This is a genomic window from Pseudomonas rhizoryzae, from assembly GCF_005250615.1.
Classification (GTDB): domain Bacteria; phylum Pseudomonadota; class Gammaproteobacteria; order Pseudomonadales; family Pseudomonadaceae; genus Chryseomonas; species Chryseomonas rhizoryzae.
In genome coordinates this window covers 399,125-417,046 of the sequence record NZ_SULM01000003.1, presented here as the reverse complement: position 1 = coordinate 417,046, position 17,922 = coordinate 399,125, and the positions used below count along the sequence as shown (strand labels likewise).

Genomic DNA, 17,922 nt, shown 5'->3' with positions numbered 1-17,922 from the left:
TGAGTCGCAGCCCCTGCCAGAGGGCCTTTACTGCCGTTTGGCGGAAGGCGGGGAGAATCGGCGTCACGCTGGCGTTCTAAAGGGCTACACCCAAGAGAAGGATGCGCCCATGAATACCGCTCAAACCGTTCGTTTGCCCGATGGCACTACCGTTCCGGCGCTGGGGCAGGGCACCTGGCGCATGGGCGAGAATCCCGATCTGCACCGCCAGGAGGTCAGTGCGTTGCGGCAGGGACTGGATCTCGGTCTGACCCTGATCGATACCGCGGAGATGTACGCCGACGGCCGCGCCGAGGAGCTGGTCGGTGAGGCCATCGCCGGACGGCGTGACGAGGTTTTCCTGGTGAGCAAGTTCTATCCGAAGAACGCCACCGAAGCCGGCGTACCCCTGGCGTGCGAGCGCAGCCTCAAGCGGCTGGGCACCGACGTCATCGATCTCTATCTGCTGCACTGGCGGGGACAGGTGCCGCTGATCGAGACGGTGATGGCCCTGGAGAAGCTGCGCGACGAGGGCAAGATCCGCCACTGGGGCGTTTCCAACTTCGATACCAACGACATGCTCGAATTGGCGGATGATCGCTGTAGCGCCAACCAGGTGCTCTATAACCTGGAGCAACGCGGTATCGAGCATGATCTGCTGCCCTGGTGCCAGCGTCAGCAACTGCCGCTGATGGCCTACTGCCCCCTGGGGCAGGGCGGCGACCTGCTGCGTCATCCCACCCTGGCGACCCTGGCCGAGCGGCATCAGGCCACGCCGGCGCAAATCGCCCTGGCCTGGGTACTGCGCCAGCCCGGCGTCATCGCCATTCCCAAGGCCGGCGATGCCGGACACCTGGAAGAAAATGCCCGCGCCCTGGACCTGCGCCTGGGTGAAGAGGATTTCGCCCTGCTCGACGGCGCCTTTCCGCCGCCGCAGAGCAAGACGCCCCTGGCCATCGTCTAACCCTGGCCGCGGATCAGCCGGCGCAGGGGGAAACGATTGGGGTGACAGGCCTCGGCGACCCGCCGCGCCACTGGCAGGGGTTCGTCCTCCAGCCAGGCCGCCAGCAGTTCGGCGGCCAGGGGCGTGGTGACCAGGCCGCGTGAACCATGGGCCAGGTTCAGGTAGAGACCGGGACGCCAGGGCGCCGGCAGATCGGGTATCTGACGCGCGTCCTGGCCGAGTACCTGATAACGCTGGGCGAACAGGGCTTCGTCCACCACCGGGCCAACCAATGGCAGGTAGTCCGGCGAGGTACAGCGAAAGGCCACTCTACCGTCGAGGTCTGCGGCGCTATAGCTGGCGGCCAACTCGGGCGAAAGCTCGGCGAGCAGTTGCAGGTTGCTGGCGTGCTCCGCCTGGCTGGGCTCGGTATCTTCACGGTCGAAGACGAAGCTGGCACCCAGGCAATGCCGACCCTCGCGCGCCGGGGCCAGGTAGCCTTCGCCACAGACCACGGTGCTCAACGCCTGACTGCGCGGGGTTTCCGGCAGATTGGACAGTTGCCCGCGAATGGCCTTGAGCGGCAGTTCGGGGAGCAAGCTCTTGGCCTGGGCGGCGCTGGCCACCACGACCACCGTCGCCTCGAAGGCCGCAGCGCGGGTCCCGAGACGCCAGCCTGCCGGGATTGGCTGCAGGTCGACGACCTCCACGCCGGTGACCAGCTCGATGTTCGGGTGGGCCAGCCAGTGCGCGCACAGCGCGGGCGGATGGACCCAGCCCCCTTCCGGAAAGAACAGGCCGCCCGCCGCAAGACCAAGACCGGCACGCTGGCTGGCGGCGTCCTGCGCCAGTGGCTGCAGCAGGCCGGCAGGAAAGTGCGCGACCAGCTGTGCCTGGCGCGCGGCGTCCTTGGCGTCCAGTGCCAGTTGCAAGACCCCGCAGGGCGACCAGGCCGATCCCGGCGGCAGGGCCTGCAATTCGCGCAGCGTCAGGCCGAAGCCGTCCAGGATCAGCCGGCTGAGCGGGGTGTCGTGGGCCGACAGCTTGAGATAGAGCACGCCCTGGGGATTGCCGGAGGCTTCCTGCGCCGGGGCGGCATGCCGTTCGAGCACCCGTACCTGCCAGCCGCGCCGGGCAAGGCTGGCGGCGGTGGCGCAGCCGGCGAGCCCCGCGCCTATCACCACGGCGGTGCGTGGGCCCGTGGGGCGGGGCGGGCGGGCATACCAGGGGGGCGTCACCGTGGTGACTGGGCGCTCCAGCACGCCGGCCAGCATCTCCCGCTTATGGCCGAAGCCGGGCACCTTGCCCATGGCGAAGCCAGCTTCGTTCAGCCCGCGCCGCACGAAGCCGGCGCAGGTAAAGGTGGCGAGGGTGGTGCCGGGGCCGGATAGCCGCGCCAATTCGGTGAACAGCGCGGGCGTCCACATCTCGGGATTCTTGGCCGGGGCGAAGCCATCGAGGAACCAGGCATCGCAGCGGGCGTCCAGCTCCGGCAGGCGCTCCAGCACATCGCCCACCAGCAGGGTGAGGGTGATCCGGCCATCACCCAGGATCAGGCGCTGGAAGCCGGGATGGATGGCCTGGTACTGCCGTTGCAGCGCGGCGCTATAGGCCGCCAGCTCCGGCCACAGCGCCAGCGCCTGGGCCAGATCGGCGGCGGTGAGCGGAAAACGCTCGACGCTGACGAAGTGCAGGCGGGCATCCTGGGGCGCCAGGGCCTCGAACAGCTGCCAGGCGCAAAGGAAATTGAGGCCGGTGCCGAAGCCGGTTTCGCCGATGCAGAAGACCTCGCCGGCCTGCAGCGCGGCGAAGCGTTCGGGCAGGCGATTCTGTTGCAGGAAGACGTAGCGGGTCTCTTCCAGGCCGCTGGCGCGGGAGAAGTACACATCGCCATAGGTGCGGGACAGGGGTTGCCCGGTGGGGTCCCAGTCGAGCTGGGCGTGCTGGAAGTCGGTCATGGACGGCGCGGCCTGGGGAACAGGGCGCGCAGTCTAAAGGATCGGCGCAGAGCGGTCAGGCGTCGCTGACGGAGTGGCGCATGAGGTCCTTTGCGGTCTGCAGTCGCTCCAGGTAGCGATCAATCTGCTGCTGGGCATCGTCGCGGCTGAAGAACGGACCTTCCAGGGTGCCCTCGCGGGTGGTGAAGAAGAATTGGCCATTGACCACGCTGATGCGCTCGCTGCGAAAGTGCGTGGAGGCGTTGGGGTCGTTGCTGCGCTTGTCGAACATTGACGATTCTCCTGCTGTCTTGGCAACTGACCACGAAGCCTAGCGCAGGTTGCCGACGGTGCCTGCGCCGGCGACGGGCGTCAGGAAATGACCGCTGCCGGGCGGGCCGCCAAGGCGCGGGCCACCTTCGAGCCGTTGTCACGACCCAGGGCGGCGCAGATCCGCTGGCCAGCTTGGCAGAGCGGCTCCAGCGCCACGCCGGTCTCGATGCCCAGCCCCTGGAGCAGATAGAGCAGGTCTTCGCTGGCGACATTGCCGGTGGCGCCCGGTGCATAGGGGCAGCCGCCCAGGCCGGCCACCGCGCCATCGAACACGGCGACGCCCTCCAGCAGGCTGGCGTAGACATTGGTCAGGGCCTGGCCATAGGTGTCGTGGAAGTGGCCGGCGAGGCGTTCACGGGGGACCCGGGCGCCGACCTGCTCGATCAGCGCGCGAGTGGCGCCGGCGGTGCCCAGGCCGAGGGTGTCGCCGAGGGAAATCTCGTAGCAGCCCAGCGCCAGCAATTCACCGGCCACGGCGGCAACCTCCACGGGTGCCACCGGCCCCTGGTAGGGGCAGCCGAGCACGCAGGACACATAGCCGCGCACGCGCAGGCCCGCCTGGCGCGCGGCGTCGAGCAGGGGCACGAAGCGCTGCAGGCTTTCGGCGATGCTGCAATTGATGTTGCGCTGGGAAAAGGCCTCCGAGGCCGCGGCGAACACCGCCACCTCGCTGGCACCGGCCGCCAGGGCCGCTTCGAAGCCGCGCAGATTGGGCGTCAGGGCGGCATAGACGATCCCGGGGCGCCGGGCGATGCCCTGGAATACCGCGGCGCTGTCGGCCATCTGCGGCACCCAGCGCGGCGAGACGAAGCTGCCCACCTCGATATGGGCCAGGCCGCTGGCGGTGAGGTCATCGACCAGTTGCACGCGGCTGGCCACCGTCAGCGGCCGGCATTCGTTCTGCAGGCCGTCACGCGGGCCCACTTCCACCAGTCGCACCCGGGGCGGCAGCATCAGGCGTCCTCCCCGGGCTCGGCGATGGGGTCCAGGGCGACCAGGATCTGGCCTTCGCTGACCAGGTCGCCTTCCCGGCAGTGCAGGGCGCTCAGGATACCGGCCTGGGGCGCGCGGATGCCGTGTTCCATCTTCATCGCCTCCAGCACCACCAGGAGTTCACCGGCGGCGACCTGTTGTCCGGGCGCGACCGGCAAGCGCACGATGCTGCCGTTCATGGGCGCCGTCAGGCCTCCGGCGACCGCGGCCTGCTGCGCCGCCAGGGCCAGGGCATCCACTCGTTCGACCTCGTAGCTGTCCCCCGCCCAGTCGAGGAACAGCCGCTCACCACGGCGCCGGGCGGGATAGCGCTGGCGCAGACCCTGGTGCTCCAGCACTAAGGCGTCGCCTTCCCAGCTGGCGGCCTGCGCCTGCCCCAGGGCGACCGGTCGCCGTTCGCCCTGGCAGCTCAGTTCCAGTTCGCTCGCCGCCGGCAGGCCCAGGCGCCAACCGTCCTGCCGGCTCCAGGGCGACGCGGGATCATCGGCGCGCTGGCGCCTGGGTTCGCTCTGGCGGAAGGCCGCGGCGGCCGCCTGCCAGAAGGCGTCCGGCAGGGGCTGGGGAGCGGGCAACAGCCGCTCCCGGTGACGCTCGATGAAACCGGTGTCCAGCTCGGCGGCGGCGAAGGCCGGATGAGCCAGGACCCGCCGCAGGAAGGCCAGATTGGTCGCGCAGCCACCTACGGCCGTCTCGTCGAGCATGGCCAGCAGGCGCAGGCGGGCTTCCTCGCGGGTCTCGCCCGAGGCGATCAGCTTGGCCAGCAGTGGATCGTAGAAGGGCGAGATCTCGTCGCCCTCGACCACCCCGCTGTCCACCCGCCGTCCCGGCCCCGCGGCCGGTTCGCGATAGAGCAGTAGCCGGCCGCTGGCGGGCAGGAAGTCCTGGGCCGGATTCTCCGCATAGAGGCGGACCTCCAGGGCATGGCCGTGGCGCGGGACCTGGTGCTGTTCGAGGGGCAGCGGCTCGCCCGCCGCCACCTTGAGTTGCCAGGCCACCAGATCGAGGCCGGTGATGGCCTCGGTGACCGGGTGCTCGACCTGCAGGCGGGCGTTCATTTCCATGAAGAAGAAGTCGCCGCGCTCGTCCAGCAGGAATTCCACGGTGCCAGCGCCCACGTAGCCGATGGCCAGGGCCGCGCGGACGGCGGCTTCGCCCATGGCGCGGCGCAGTTCCGCTGCCAGCCCCGGCGCCGGCGCCTCTTCCAGGACCTTCTGGTGGCGGCGCTGGATGGAGCAGTCGCGCTCGTGCAGGTAGAGGCAGTGGCCGTGCTGGTCGGCGAACACCTGGATCTCCACGTGGCGCGGCCGCAGCAGGTATTTCTCCACCAGCATGAGGTCGTCGCCGAAGGCCGCGCGTGCCTCGCGTTGCGCCGAGGCCAGGGCGTCGGCCAGCTCGGCGGGGCCTTGCACCACCTTCATGCCCTTGCCGCCGCCGCCCGCGGCCGCCTTGAGCAGCACCGGATAACCGATGCGTTCGGCGGCGGCCTGGAAGGTCGCCAGGTCCTGGGCCGTGCCGTGGTAGCCCGGCACCAGGGGTACCCCGGCCGCCTCCATCAGCGCCTTGGCCGCGGACTTGCTGCCCATGGCTTCGATGGCGGCCACCGGGGGGCCGATCAGGAGCAGACCGGCCGCGGCGACCTGGCGGGCGAAGTCGGGATTTTCCGAGAGAAAGCCATAGCCGGGATGGATGGCCTGGGCACCGCTGGCCAGGGCCGCCGCGACGATCAGGTCGCCGCGCAGATAGCTGTCGGCCGGCTTGCTGCCGCCCAGGTCGACGGCCAGGTCGGCTTCGCGCACGTGGCGGGCCTGGCGGTCGACGGCGCTGTGTACCGCCACGCCGCGTAGCCCCAGGGCCTTGGCGGTGCGCAGGATGCGGCAGGCGATCTCGCCGCGGTTGGCGACCAGCAGGGTGGTGATCATGGCTGCCGCTCCTGCCAGCTGGGCTGGCGCTTGTCGAGGAAGGCGTGCAGGCCCTCCTGGCCTTCGGCACTGACCCTCAGGCGGGCGATGGTGGTTTCGGTCAGTTCGCGCAGCGCGACGGCGGTGAGCGCGGGATCGCCGCAGGCCCGCAGCAGGGCCTTGGTCGCGCGCATGGCCTGGGGCCCGTTGGCCAGGAGCCGGGCGATCCAGGCCTCGACGCCGGCCTCCAGCTGATCCGCTGGCAGGCAGTCGCTGAGCAGGCCCAGGGCCAGGGCGCGCTGGCCGTCGAAGCGTTCGGCGCTGAGGGCGTAGCGCTGGGCCTGGCGCGGACCGAGGGCACGAGCCACGAAGGGACTGATGACCGCCGGCGCCAGGCCCAGGCGGACCTCCGACAGGCAGAACAGGGCGTCGGTGCTGCCCAGGGCCAGGTCGCAGGCGCTGATCAGGCCGAGGGCACCGCCGAAGGCCGCGCCCTGGACCACCGCCAGGGTCGGCAGGGGCAGGGCGTCGAGACGGTAGAGCAACTCGCCGAGGGCCTGGGCATCGGCCAAGTTGGCGGCGTAGTCCAGTTGCGCCGCGGCCTGCATCCAGGCCAGGTCGGCGCCGGCACTGAAGTGCTCGCCGCGCCCGCGCAGCAGCAGGAAGCGCAGGTGCGGCCGGGCGGCCACGGCCTGCAGGTGGGTGTTGAGTTCGTCGATCAGGGCGGCGTCCAGGGCGTTGCGGCGCTCCGGGCGATCCAGCCAGAGGGTGGCGAAGCCACGCGGATCCTCGATCAGTTGGGCACAGGGCATGGCGTCACATCCGGAAGAGGCCGAAGCGGGTCGGCGGGATGGCGGCGTTGAGGCTGGCGGACAGCGCCAGGCCGAGCACGTCGCGGGTCTGGGCGGGATCTATCACGCCGTCGTCCCACAGGCGGGCGCTGGCGTAGACGGCCTGGGCCTGGCGCTCGTACTGCTCGACCAGGGGCGCGGCCAGCGCGGCCTCGTCGGCGGTGCTCAAGGCCTGGCCGGCGCGCTCCGCCTGCTCGCGCTTGACCTGCACCAGCACCCCGGCGGCCTGCTGGGCGCCCATGACGCCGATGCGCGCATTGGGCCACATCCACAGGAAGCGCGGATCGTAGGCGCGCCCGCACATGCCGTAATTACCGGCGCCGAAGCTGCCACCGATGACCACGGTGAACTTGGGCACCTCGGCGCAGGCCACCGCGGTGACCAGCTTGGCGCCGTGCTTGGCGATGCCGCCGGCCTCGTACTTCTGGCCGACCATGAAGCCGGTGATGTTCTGCAGGAACACCAGGGGAATGCCGCGCTGGCAGGCCAGCTCGATGAAGTGCGCGCCCTTTTGCGCGGCCTCGGCGAAGAGGATGCCGTTGTTGGCGAGGATAGCCACCGGATAGCCGTGCAGGTGGGCGAAACCGCACACCAGGGTGGTGCCGAACAGCGCCTTGAATTCGTCGAATTCCGAATCGTCCACCAGGCGCGCGATGACCTCGCGTACGTCGTAGGGCTGCTTGGTGTCGGCCGGGATCACGCCGTAGAGCTCCTCGGCGGGCAGCCGCGGCGGTCGCGCCGGGCGCTGGGCCAACTGGCCGAGCTTGTGCCAGTTGAGATTGGCCACGCAGCGGCGCGCCAGGGCCAGGGCGTGGGCGTCGTCCTCGGCCAGGTGGTCGGCCACGCCGGAGGTGCGGCAATGCAGGTCGGCGCCGCCCAGGGCCTCGGCGCTCACCACCTCGCCGGTAGCGGCCTTCACCAGCGGCGGACCGGCGAGGAAGATGGTGGCCTGGTCGCGCACCATGATGGTCTCGTCGCTCATGGCCGGCACATAGGCGCCGCCGGCGGTGCAGGAGCCCATCACCACGGCGATCTGGGGGATGCCCTGGGCGCTCAGCCGCGCCTGGTTGAAGAAGATCCGCCCGAAGTGCTCGCGGTCGGGAAACACCTCGTCCTGGCGCGGCAGGTTGGCACCGCCGGAATCCACCAGGTAGAGGCAGGGCAGGCGATTCTGCTCGGCGATGGCCTGGGCGCGCAGGTGTTTCTTCACCGTCAGTGGATAGTAGCTGCCGCCTTTCACCGTGGCGTCGTTGGCCACGATCATGCACTCCACGCCCTCGACGCGCCCGATGCCGGCGATGAGTCCGGCGGCCGGCACCTCTTCGCCATAGACCTCATGGGCGGCCAACTGGCCGATCTCCAGGAAGGGCGAGCCCAGGTCCAGCAGGCGATCGATGCGCTGGCGCGGCAGCAGCTTGCCGCGGGCACTGTGCCGCGCCTGGGCCTGGGGGCCGCCGCCGGCCTGGATGCGCAGCAGCAGCTCGCGCAATTGTTGCACCTGGGCGAGCAGGGCCGCGCGATTGGCGGCGAAATCCGCCGAGCGGGGGTCCAGCTGGGTGGTCAGGATGGCCATCGACACTCTCCTCCATAGTTGGCCTCGACAGGTGGCCTCGACAAGCGGCGCCGGGCGCGCTCAGCGGGTTTCCTTGAACAGTTCGCGACCGATCAGCATGCGGCGGATCTCGCTGGTGCCGGCGCCGATCTCGTAGAGCTTGGCGTCGCGCAGCAGGCGCCCGGTGGGGAAGTCGTTGACGTAGCCGTTGCCGCCGAGGATCTGGATGGCTTCCAGGGCCATCCGCGTGGCACGTTCGGCGCTGTAGAGGATCACCCCGGCGGCGTCCTTGCGCGTGGTCTCGCCGCGGTCGCAGGCCTGGGCCACGGCATAGAGGTAGGCGCGGCAGGCATTGAGCTCGGTGTACATGTCGGCCACCTTGCCCTGGATCAGCTGGAATTCGCCGATGCTCTGGCCGAATTGCTGGCGCTCGTGGATATAGGGCAGCACCACGTCCAGGCAGGCTTGCATCAGCCCGGTGGGCCCGCCGGCGAGCACTACCCGCTCGTAGTCCAGGCCGCTCATCAGCACCCGCACCCCACCGTCCAGCTCGCCTAGCACGTTTTCCAGCGGCACCTCGACGTCGTCGAAGAACAACTCGCCGGTGTTGGAGCCGCGCATGCCCAGCTTGTCGAACTTGGGACCACGGCTGAAACCGGCCCAGTCGCGCTCGACGATGAAGGCGGTGATGCCATGGGCCCCCTGGTCCGGCTGGGTCTTGGCATAGACCACGTAGACCTGGGCGTCGGGTCCGTTGGTGATCCAGGTCTTGCTGCCGTTGAGTACGAAGCGATCGCCCCGCCGCTCGGCGCGCAGGCGCATGGACACCACGTCGGAGCCGGCGTTGGGCTCGCTCATGGCCAGGGCGCCGATGTGCTCGCCGCTGAGGAGTTTGGGCAGGTAGCGGCGCTTCTGTTCCGCGCTGCCGTTGCGGTTGATCTGGTTGACGCACAGGTTGGAGTGGGCGCCGTAGGACAGCGCCACGGCGCCAGAGCCGCGGCTGAGTTCTTCCATCACCACCACGTGGGCCAGGTAGCCGAGGCCGGCACCGCCGTCGGCCTCGGGGACAGTGACCCCGAGCAGGCCCAGGTCGCCGAATTGACGCCAGAGGTCGTTGGGGAAGGCGTTGTCGCGGTCGATGGCGGCGGCGCGGGGCGCCACCTGGGTGGCGACGAACTGGCGGACCTGGTCACGCAAGAGATCCAGGGTCTCGCCGAGGGCGAAGTTCAGGCTGGGATAGTACAAGGGGCGCCTCCATCATTGTTGTTGTCGGTCGGCGAGGGCGGGTAGGTGGCTAGGACTGGCCCACCACCCCGCGTTCGGTATCGGCCAGGGCCGCCAGGCAGCGCTCCTCGGCGGTATCCAGTTCCAGCTGCATCTGCTGGATGTCGAGCAACTGCTGCTGGAGTTGGGCACGGCGCGCGGTGATCTTCTGCATGAAGGTCTCCAGCTGCCGGCGATTGCCGCTGCTGGGGTCGTAGAGGTCGATCAGTTCCTTGCACTCGCCCAGGGAGAAGCCCAGGCGCTTGCCCCTGAGGATCAGCTTGAGTGCCACCCGGTCCTTGGCGCTGAAGATGCGCTCCAGGCCACGCCGTTCGGGAAAAAGCATCTGCTGCTCCTCGTAGAAGCGAATGGTGCGGGTGGTGATGTCGAGCTCGCGGGCGAGTTCGGAAATGCTGTAGGTCTTGGCCATCGACGACTCTGGTTGCTTTACCTTTACGTAAAGGTAGGCTTGCCGTTCACGGGCCGTCAAGGGGACTTGGCTGGCACTGGCAGACCGATCGGCACGCGCTGCCCAGGGCTGGACAGTCAGCAGCGACTGTTTTACGTTTCCGTAAAGGTAATTCCGTGCGCCGTCTCTGCGGAGGTCGGCGGCACCCTGGCGCAAAACAACGACAAGAGGCGACCATGGAACACCTGAGCTATACCTGCGGCAGCCGCGAGCCTGAGCTGTTGGCCATGACCCTGGGCGCGGCCTTCGATGCCACCGCGCGGCGCTTTGCCCAGGGCGAGGCGCTGGTGGTCCGCCACCAGGGGCTCAGATTCACCTGGGCGGAACTGGCCGAGGCGGTGGAGCGCACCGCCCGTGGCCTGTTGGCCCTGGGCCTGCAGCGCGGCGATCGCCTGGGCCTCTGGGCACCCAACTGCGCGGAGTGGTGCATCACCCAATTCGCCTGTGCCAAGGTCGGTGCCATCCTGGTCAACCTCAATCCGGCCTATCGCCGCAGCGAGCTGGAATTCAGCCTGCGCCAGTCCGGCTGCCGTTGGCTGGTCTGCGCCGCCGCCTTCAAGACCTCCGACTACCAAGGGATGCTGCAGGAGCTGCTCCCCGAACTGGCCACGACGCCGCTGGGCGAATTGCGCAACGCCGACCTGCCCGAGTTGCGCGGGGTGATCAGCCTGGCCACCGACCCGCCGGCGGGTTTCCTGTCCTGGCCAGCCTTGCAGGCGCGGGCCGCCGAGGTAGCGGCCGCCGCCCTGGCCGAGCGCGAGGCGACCCTGGAATTCGACGATCCCGCCAATATCCAGTACACCTCGGGCACCACCGGGCTGCCCAAGGGCGCCACCCTCAGCCACTACAACCTGCTCAACAACGGCTACCTGGTCGGGGAGAGCCTGGGCCTTTCCGCGCGTGACCGGCTGGTGGTGCCGGTGCCGCTGTACCACTGCTTCGGCATGGTCATGGGCAATCTCGGCGCCCTGACCCACGGCACCACCCTGGTCTATCCGGAGGCGGCCTTCGATCCCCTGGCGACCCTGGCGGCGGTGGCCGAGGAGCGCGCCACCGCGCTCTATGGGGTGCCCACCATGTTCATCGCCCTGCTCGATCATCCGCGCCGGGGCGACTTCGATCTGTCCAGTCTGAGGACCGGGATCATGGCCGGCTCGACCTGTCCCATCGAGGTCATGCGCCGGGTCATCGCCGAGTTGCACCTGCGCGAAGTGCAGATCGCCTACGGCATGACCGAGACCAGCCCGGTATCCCTGCAGACCGGTCCGGACGACGACCTGGAGCGGCGCGTGACCAGTGTCGGGCGCACCCAGCCGCACCTGGAGACCAAGCTGGTCGACGCCGCCGGCCGCATCGTGCCGCGGGGCGCCATCGGTGAACTCTGCACCCGGGGCTACAGCCTGATGCTGGGCTACTGGAACCAGCCCGAGGCCACCGCCCAGATCCTCGACGCCAGCCGCTGGCTGCACAGCGGCGACCTGGCAGCCATGGATGCCGAGGGCTACGTGCGCATCCTCGGGCGCAGCAAGGACATGATCATCCGCGGCGGGGAGAACATCTATCCGCGCGAACTGGAGGAATTCTTCTTCACCCATCCGGCCATCGCCGATGTCCAGGTGATCGGCATTCCCTGCTCGCGCTATGGCGAGCAAGTGGTGGCCTGGGTGCGCCTGCATCCCGACCAGGCGGTGAGTGGCGCGGACCTGCGCGACTGGGCGCGCGAGCGCATCGCCCATTTCAAGGTGCCGCGGCATTTCCATCGCGCCGAGGCCTTTCCGCTAACGGTGACCGGCAAGATCCAGAAATTCCGCATGCGCGAACTCAGCCTGGCGCTGTTGGCCGAGGGGCGCCTGGACAACTTCTGATAGCCTGTTCAAAGTCTGCTGCGCGTCGGCCAAACGGCGTTGAAAATGCCCTGGAAGGCCAGCCCCGTCGGAATGCTCATTTACTACCCGTAAACTCCGCTTCCTCAGGCATTTTCGCCTTGTTTGTCTTTAGCTCGCGAGACTTTGAACAGGCTCTGGGCGGGGAGGGCGGGAGTCTGGCGGCCTGGGCGTGGTCCGATAGGCGAGGGGGCGTCCCCCAGGGGTCGGCCTGCTCGGTCTTTCGCGTTATAACCACAGCGCGATCCGATCTTTCCCGCCGTGCGCGGCGGGCGGCATAGTGCCTTCATCCCTACCTGTATCAGGAGAACTGCCAATGAGTATCCGTCTGGGCGACATCGCCCCCGATTTCGAACAGGATTCCAGCCTGGGCCGCATCCGCTTCCACGAGTGGCTGGGCGACAGCTGGGGTGTGCTCTTCTCCCATCCGGCCGACTTCACCCCGGTATGCACCACCGAGCTGGGCCTGACCGCCAAGCTCAAGGACGAATTCGCCAAGCGCGACGTCAAGGTCATCGCCCTGTCGGTGGACGGCCTGGAATCCCACCAGGGCTGGATCAAGGACATCGAGGAGACCCAGGCCACCTCCGTGGGCTTCCCCATCCTGGCCGATGCCGACCGTAAAGTGGCGGGCCTCTACGACATGATCCATCCCAATGCCAACGACACCCTGACGGTGCGTTCGCTGTTCGTCATCGATCCGCAGAAGAAGGTGCGCCTGTCCATCACCTATCCGGCCAGTACCGGGCGCAACTTCGACGAGATCCTGCGGGTGATCGATTCCCTGCAGCTCACCGACAACCACAAGGTGGCCACTCCGGGTAACTGGAAGGATGGCGACGACGTGGTCATCGTGCCCTCGCTCAAGGACGAGGAAGAGCTCAAGCGGCGCTTTCCCAAGGGCTACACCGCGGTCAAACCCTATCTGCGCCTGACGCCGCAGCCCAATCGCTGAAATATTCCGTGACAAGCAACCCCGGCCCAGGCCGGGGTTTTGTTTTTCTGGTTATAACCAAGTGCCTAAAGGGTATTTTTAGGGAATAAACACCCACTGCTAAGGTCCGCTCATTCCTTTTTCGAGCGGCGCGACACCGCTCTTTTTATCCAGGAGACGGCGATGCAGGTGGTGACTTTGGCAGGCAGTCCGGCAGCGCGATCGCGCTCCAGCGGCGTCCTTGATCTGGCGGCGAACTGGCTGCAGGCGCGTGGCGTGGAGTTGTCGCGCTGGCGCATCCAGGACTTTCCCGCTGCCGATCTCATCGGTGCCCGTTTCGACAGTCCGCCGGTGGTGGAGCTGATCGCCCAGTTGCAGGCCGCCGATGGCCTGGTGATCGCCACCCCGGTGTACAAGGCCTCCCTGGCCGGCGCCCTCAAGACCCTGCTGGACCTGCTGCCCGAGCGCGCCCTGACCCATAAGGTGGTGCTACCCCTGGCCACCGCCGGCTCCAGCGGCCACCTCTTGGCCATCGACTATGCGCTCAAGCCGGTGCTCTCGGCACTCAAGGCCCAGGAAATCCTCAATGGCGTCTTCGCCGACGACAGCCAGGTCAGCTACACCGAGACCGGCGTGGCCCTGGTCCCGGCGCTGGAGCAACGCCTCTACGAATCCCTCGAACAATTCCACGCCGCCCTGGCGCGACGTCCCCAGCCCCTGACCCCCGAGCTGCTGGCCGATCGCATCGGCCAGGCACGCTGGGGTATCTGATCGGAGCGTTATCCATGCAGTTTTCGTTCAAGCGTTCAGTTCTCGCGGTCACCCTGCTGACCCTGGCCGCGGGCCTCGCCCAGGCGGAAGAGGTGGTGCGTATCGGCTACCAGAAATACGGCACCCTCATCACCCTGAAAGCCCGCGGCACCCTGGAGAAGCGCCTGGCCAAGGATGGCGTCAAGGTGCAGTGGACCGAGTTTCCCGGCGGTCCGCAGCTGCTCGAAGGCCTCAACGTCGGCAGCATCGACTTCGGCGTGACCGGCGAGACGCCGCCGGTATTCGCCCAGGCGGCCGGTGCCGATCTGGTCTATGTGGCCAACGAACCGCCGGCGCCCACCAGCGAGGCCATCCTGGTGCCCAAGGATTCGCCGATCCATTCCCTGTCCGATCTCAAGGGCAAGAAGATCGCCCTGAACAAGGGTTCCAACGTCCACTACCTGCTGGTGCAGGCACTGGCCAAGGCCGGTATCGACTACAAGGACATCCAGCCGGTGTACCTGCCGCCCGCCGATGCCCGCGCTGCCTTCGAACGCGGCGCGGTGGATGCCTGGGTGATCTGGGATCCCTACCAGGCCGCCGCCGAGACCCAGCTGCATGCCCGTACCCTGACCGATGCCACGGGCCTGGCCGACAACCACCAGTTCTATCTGGCTACCCGCAGTTTCGCCAAGGCCCATCCCGAGCAGGTCGGCGCCATCGTCGACGAGGTGCGTTCGGTGGGCGACTGGGCCAAGGCCCACCCGGACGAGGTGGCCGCCCAGGTGGCGCCGCTGCTCAACCTGCCGCTGGATACCGCCCTGACCGTGGTCAAGCGCCAGGGCTACGGCGCGCGCTTCATCACCCCCGAGGTGACCGCGCAGCAGCAGAAGATCGCCGACGCCTTCACTGCCCTCAAGTTGATTCCCAAGCCGCTGGTCATCCGCGACGTGGTGTGGACCCCGCCCGCCAGTCTGCAGACCGTCGCCGCCAAACCCTGATTTCGCTTAGCTGGAGAACGCCCCATGAGTCTCGATATCTTCTGGTTCCTGCCGACCCACGGCGATGGCCATTACCTGGGCACCGCCGAAGGCGCCCGCGCGGTCGACCACGGCTACCTGACCCAGATCGCCCAGGCCGCCGACCGCCTGGGCTTCGGCGGGGTACTGATCCCCACCGGTCGCAGCTGCGAGGACTCCTGGCTGGTGGCCGCCTCGCTGATCCCGGTCACCCAGAAACTCAAGTTCCTGGTGGCCCTGCGCCCGGGAATCATCTCGCCCACGGTGGCGGCACGGCAGGCGGCGACCCTGGATCGCCTCTCCGGCGGCCGGGCGCTGTTCAACCTGGTCACCGGCGGAGATCCGGACGAACTGGCCGGCGACGGCCTGCACCTGTCCCACAGCGAAAGATACGAAGCCTCGGTGGAGTTCACCCGCATCTGGCGCCGCGTGCTGGAAGGCGAGCAGGTGGACTACGAAGGCAAGCACATCCAGGTCAAGGGCGCCAAACTGCTCTATCCGCCGCTGCAGCAACCGCGTCCGCCGCTGTATTTCGGCGGTTCCTCCGATGCTGCCCAGGATCTCGCCGCCGAGCAGGTGGAGCTGTACCTGACCTGGGGCGAGCCGCTCGACGCGGTGCGCGAGAAGATCGAGGCGGTCAAGGCCAAGGCGGCCGCCCTGGGGCGTACCGTGCGCTTCGGCATCCGCCTGCACGTGATCGTCCGCGAGACCAACGAAGAGGCCTGGAAGGCCGCCGACCGCCTGATCGCCAACCTGGACGACGCCACCATCGAGAAGGCCCAGGCCGCCTTCGCGCGCTTCGATTCGGTCGGCCAGCAGCGCATGGCCGCCCTGCACCAGGGCCGCCGCGACAACCTGGAAATCGCTCCCAACCTCTGGGCCGGGGTCGGCCTGGTCCGTGGTGGTGCCGGTACCGCCCTGGTCGGCGACGGCCCCACCGTGGCCGAGCGGGTCAAGGAATATGCCGCCCTGGGCATCGACACCTTCATCTTCTCCGGCTATCCGCACCTGGAAGAGTCCTACCGGGTAGCCGAGTTGCTGTTCCCGCACCTGCCGGTCAAGCGGCCGACCCAGGTGGAGGGGGCCAACTACGTGAGTCCCTTCGGCGAGATGGTGGCCAACGACATCCTGCCGCAGAAAGCGTCGCAGAGCTGAGGGAGGCCGGGCATGAACAGCACCCTCGAACGTCAATTGCAGCGCCTGGCACCCTGGGTGGTGCCGGTGGCCCTGATCGTCGCCTGGCAGGTGTCGGTGAGCAGCGGTGTACTGTCCAGTCGCATCCTGCCGTCCCCGGCGGCGGTGCTGGAAGCGGGCTGGGCCTTGGTCAAGAGCGGCGAGCTATGGCAAAACCTGGCCATCAGCGGCTGGCGCGCCGGCATCGGCTTCGCCATCGGCGGCAGCATCGGCCTGGCGCTGGGCTTCATCACCGGCCTGTCGAAATGGGGCGAACGCCTGCTCGACAGTACCCTGCAGATGGTCCGTAACGTGCCGCACCTGGCGTTGATCCCGCTGGTTATCCTCTGGTTCGGCATCGATGAGTCGGCCAAGCTGTTCCTGGTGGCCCTGGGGGTGTTCTTCCCCATCTACCTGAATACCTACCACGGCATCCGCAACGTCGATCCGGCGCTGGTGGAGATGGCCCGCAGCTACGGTCTCTCCGGGGCGCGGCTGTTCTGGCACGTGGTCCTGCCCGGCGCGCTGCCGTCCATCCTGGTTGGGGTGCGCTTCGCCCTCGGCCTGATGTGGCTGACGCTGATCGTCGCCGAGACCATTTCCGCCAGCTCCGGCATCGGTTACCTGGCGATGAACGCCCGGGAATTCCTGCAAACCGACGTCGTGGTGCTGGCCATCCTGCTCTACGCCGTACTCGGCAAACTGGCGGATCTCGCCGCCCGCGGCCTGGAGCGCGCCTGGCTGCGCTGGCATCCGGCCTATCAGCAGGGAGCCCACGCATGACCAATCTCCAAGCCATCCCGCCGCTGGCGCGGGGTATCGCCCTCAAGCTGCAACAGGTGGTGAAGACCTTCGGCGAGCGCACCGTGTTGCACGGGATCGACCTGAATATCCCGGCCGGCCAGTTCGTCGCCGTGGTGGGCCGCAGTGGTTGCGGCAAGAGTACCCTGCTGCGTCTGGTGGCCGGTCTCGACCAGGCCAGCGGCGGCGACCTGCTGGGCCAGGACGAGCCCCTGGCGCAGCACCGCGAAGACACCCGACTGATGTTCCAGGACGCGCGCCTGCTGCCCTGGAAACGCATCATCGACAACGTCGGCCTGGGCCTCAAGGGCGATTGGAAGCCCAAGGCGCTGGAAGCCCTGGAGGCGGTCGGCCTGGCCGATCGGGCGGGTGAATGGCCCTCGGCGCTCTCCGGTGGCCAGAAGCAGCGCGTGGCCCTGGCCCGGGCGCTGATCCACCAGCCGCGCCTGCTGCTGCTGGACGAGCCGCTGGGCGCCCTGGATGCCCTGACCCGCATCGAGATGCAGCAACTCATCGAGCGCCTCTGGCAGCGCCACGGCTTCACCGTGCTGCTGGTCACCCACGACGTGGGCGAGGCGGTGGCTCTGGCCGACCGCGTGGTGCTCATCGAAGACGGCCACGTCGGCCTGGATCTCGACGTCAACCTGCCGCGTCCCCGCGCCGCGGGCGACGCCAATCTGGCCCGCCTGGAGGCCGAGGTACTCGCCCGGGTGCTGCAGCAGCCGCTCAATCCCGATCTACCGGAAATCGTGCAACCCCTGCCCACGCAACTGCGCTGGGCCTACTGATCGTTCATCCGAGGAGTTTTGCCATGACCATCAAGGCCATCAACGTTCGCAACCAGTTCAAGGGCACCATCAAGGAAATCATCGAAGGCTCGGTGCTCTCCGAGATCGATGTCCAGACCGCCGCCGGCATCGTCACCTCCGTCATCACCACCCGCTCGGTCAAGGAGCTGGAGCTGCAGGTGGGCAGCGAGGTGATCGCCTTCGTAAAATCCACCGAGGTGTCCATCGCCAAGCTGTGAGGCGGCCTTGGTCGTGACGAAACCCGCCCTGGTGGCGGGTTTTTTATGGGGTTTGGGGGTTCTTGGCCTGTAGGTTGGCGCTGAGCGCAGCGAAGCCCAACGGATTCGAGGTGCTGT

The 17,922-nt window shown here is 68.3% G+C and carries 17 protein-coding genes; 9 read left to right on the top strand and 8 right to left on the bottom strand.

Translation table 11 applies throughout. The annotated features are described in order from the left end of the window. Positions 1-109: 109 nt before the first annotated feature. Complete coding sequence (locus tag FAZ11_RS06510; RefSeq protein ID WP_058764170.1) at positions 110-943, top strand: aldo/keto reductase; 834 nt, start codon at positions 110-112, stop codon at positions 941-943. On the opposite strand, the gene mnmC is transcribed toward FAZ11_RS06510, so the two are convergent. From mnmC to FAZ11_RS06470, 8 genes are all read right to left on the bottom strand, one after another. Beyond that, complete coding sequence (gene mnmC, locus FAZ11_RS06505) at positions 940-2,880, bottom strand: bifunctional tRNA (5-methylaminomethyl-2-thiouridine)(34)-methyltransferase MnmC2/FAD-dependent 5-carboxymethylaminomethyl-2-thiouridine(34) oxidoreductase MnmC1 (RefSeq protein WP_137279152.1); 1,941 nt, start codon at positions 2,878-2,880, stop codon at positions 940-942. The two genes, FAZ11_RS06510 and mnmC, sit on opposite strands and share 4 nt — an antisense overlap. A 55-nt stretch (positions 2,881-2,935) precedes the next feature. Continuing rightward, the gene (locus FAZ11_RS06500) at positions 2,936-3,151 is read right to left on the bottom strand and encodes a DUF6316 family protein (RefSeq protein WP_058765549.1); all 216 of its coding nucleotides are present in this window, start codon (positions 3,149-3,151) and stop codon (positions 2,936-2,938) included. A gap of 80 nt (positions 3,152-3,231) precedes the next feature. After that, complete coding sequence (locus FAZ11_RS06495; RefSeq protein WP_058774323.1) at positions 3,232-4,149, bottom strand: hydroxymethylglutaryl-CoA lyase; 918 nt, start codon at positions 4,147-4,149, stop codon at positions 3,232-3,234. Further along, complete coding sequence (locus tag FAZ11_RS06490) at positions 4,146-6,104, bottom strand: acetyl/propionyl/methylcrotonyl-CoA carboxylase subunit alpha (RefSeq protein WP_137279153.1); 1,959 nt, start codon at positions 6,102-6,104, stop codon at positions 4,146-4,148. The genes FAZ11_RS06495 and FAZ11_RS06490 overlap by 4 nt, the downstream gene beginning before the upstream one ends. Then, positions 6,101-6,895, bottom strand: coding sequence for an enoyl-CoA hydratase-related protein (locus FAZ11_RS06485; RefSeq protein WP_058774325.1), 795 nt, complete (start codon positions 6,893-6,895; stop codon positions 6,101-6,103). Before FAZ11_RS06485 ends, FAZ11_RS06490 begins: the two co-directional genes overlap by 4 nt. A gap of 4 nt (positions 6,896-6,899) precedes the next feature. Then, complete coding sequence (locus FAZ11_RS06480; protein WP_058785219.1) at positions 6,900-8,507, bottom strand: carboxyl transferase domain-containing protein; 1,608 nt, start codon at positions 8,505-8,507, stop codon at positions 6,900-6,902. 60 nt (positions 8,508-8,567) lie between these two features. Beyond that, complete coding sequence (locus tag FAZ11_RS06475; protein WP_058769186.1) at positions 8,568-9,731, bottom strand: isovaleryl-CoA dehydrogenase; 1,164 nt, start codon at positions 9,729-9,731, stop codon at positions 8,568-8,570. A 49-nt stretch (positions 9,732-9,780) separates the two neighbouring features. Continuing rightward, positions 9,781-10,179 (bottom strand): MerR family transcriptional regulator, encoded by a 399-nt coding sequence (locus FAZ11_RS06470; protein ID WP_058759918.1) that lies wholly within the window; start codon positions 10,177-10,179, stop codon positions 9,781-9,783. Positions 10,180-10,394: 215 nt separating this feature from the next. Here FAZ11_RS06470 and FAZ11_RS06465 point away from each other — a divergent pair, with 215 nt between their 5' ends. The 8 genes from FAZ11_RS06465 (at position 10,395) to FAZ11_RS06430 (ending at position 17,805) form a co-directional block, all read left to right on the top strand. Then, a complete protein-coding gene (locus FAZ11_RS06465; RefSeq protein WP_058759919.1) occupies positions 10,395-12,083 on the top strand; it encodes an AMP-binding protein in 1,689 nt (562 codons plus the stop codon). Positions 12,084-12,417: 334 nt separating this feature from the next. Further along, complete coding sequence (locus FAZ11_RS06460; protein WP_058759920.1) at positions 12,418-13,056, top strand: peroxiredoxin; 639 nt, start codon at positions 12,418-12,420, stop codon at positions 13,054-13,056. Positions 13,057-13,218: 162 nt separating this feature from the next. Next, a complete protein-coding gene (gene ssuE / locus FAZ11_RS06455; RefSeq protein WP_058782214.1) occupies positions 13,219-13,806 on the top strand; it encodes an NADPH-dependent FMN reductase in 588 nt (195 codons plus the stop codon). Between the two features lie 14 nt (positions 13,807-13,820). Further along, positions 13,821-14,786 carry a sulfonate ABC transporter substrate-binding protein gene (locus tag FAZ11_RS06450; protein WP_058774527.1) on the top strand — a complete coding sequence of 322 codons (966 nt, stop codon included), beginning with the start codon at positions 13,821-13,823 and terminating at the stop codon, positions 14,784-14,786. Between the two features lie 24 nt (positions 14,787-14,810). After that, on the top strand, positions 14,811-15,959 hold the full coding sequence (gene ssuD, locus FAZ11_RS06445; RefSeq protein ID WP_058774526.1) for an FMNH2-dependent alkanesulfonate monooxygenase: 1,149 nt from the start codon (positions 14,811-14,813) through the stop codon (positions 15,957-15,959). Positions 15,960-15,971: 12 nt separating this feature from the next. Further along, positions 15,972-16,760 carry an aliphatic sulfonate ABC transporter permease SsuC gene (gene ssuC / locus FAZ11_RS06440; protein WP_058774525.1) on the top strand — a complete coding sequence of 263 codons (789 nt, stop codon included), beginning with the start codon at positions 15,972-15,974 and terminating at the stop codon, positions 16,758-16,760. Beyond that, complete coding sequence (gene ssuB, locus FAZ11_RS06435) at positions 16,757-17,566, top strand: aliphatic sulfonates ABC transporter ATP-binding protein (protein WP_058774524.1); 810 nt, start codon at positions 16,757-16,759, stop codon at positions 17,564-17,566. Before ssuC ends, ssuB begins: the two co-directional genes overlap by 4 nt. A 23-nt stretch (positions 17,567-17,589) precedes the next feature. Next, positions 17,590-17,805 carry a TOBE domain-containing protein gene (locus FAZ11_RS06430; protein WP_007163030.1) on the top strand — a complete coding sequence of 72 codons (216 nt, stop codon included), beginning with the start codon at positions 17,590-17,592 and terminating at the stop codon, positions 17,803-17,805. Positions 17,806-17,922 lie beyond the last annotated feature (117 nt).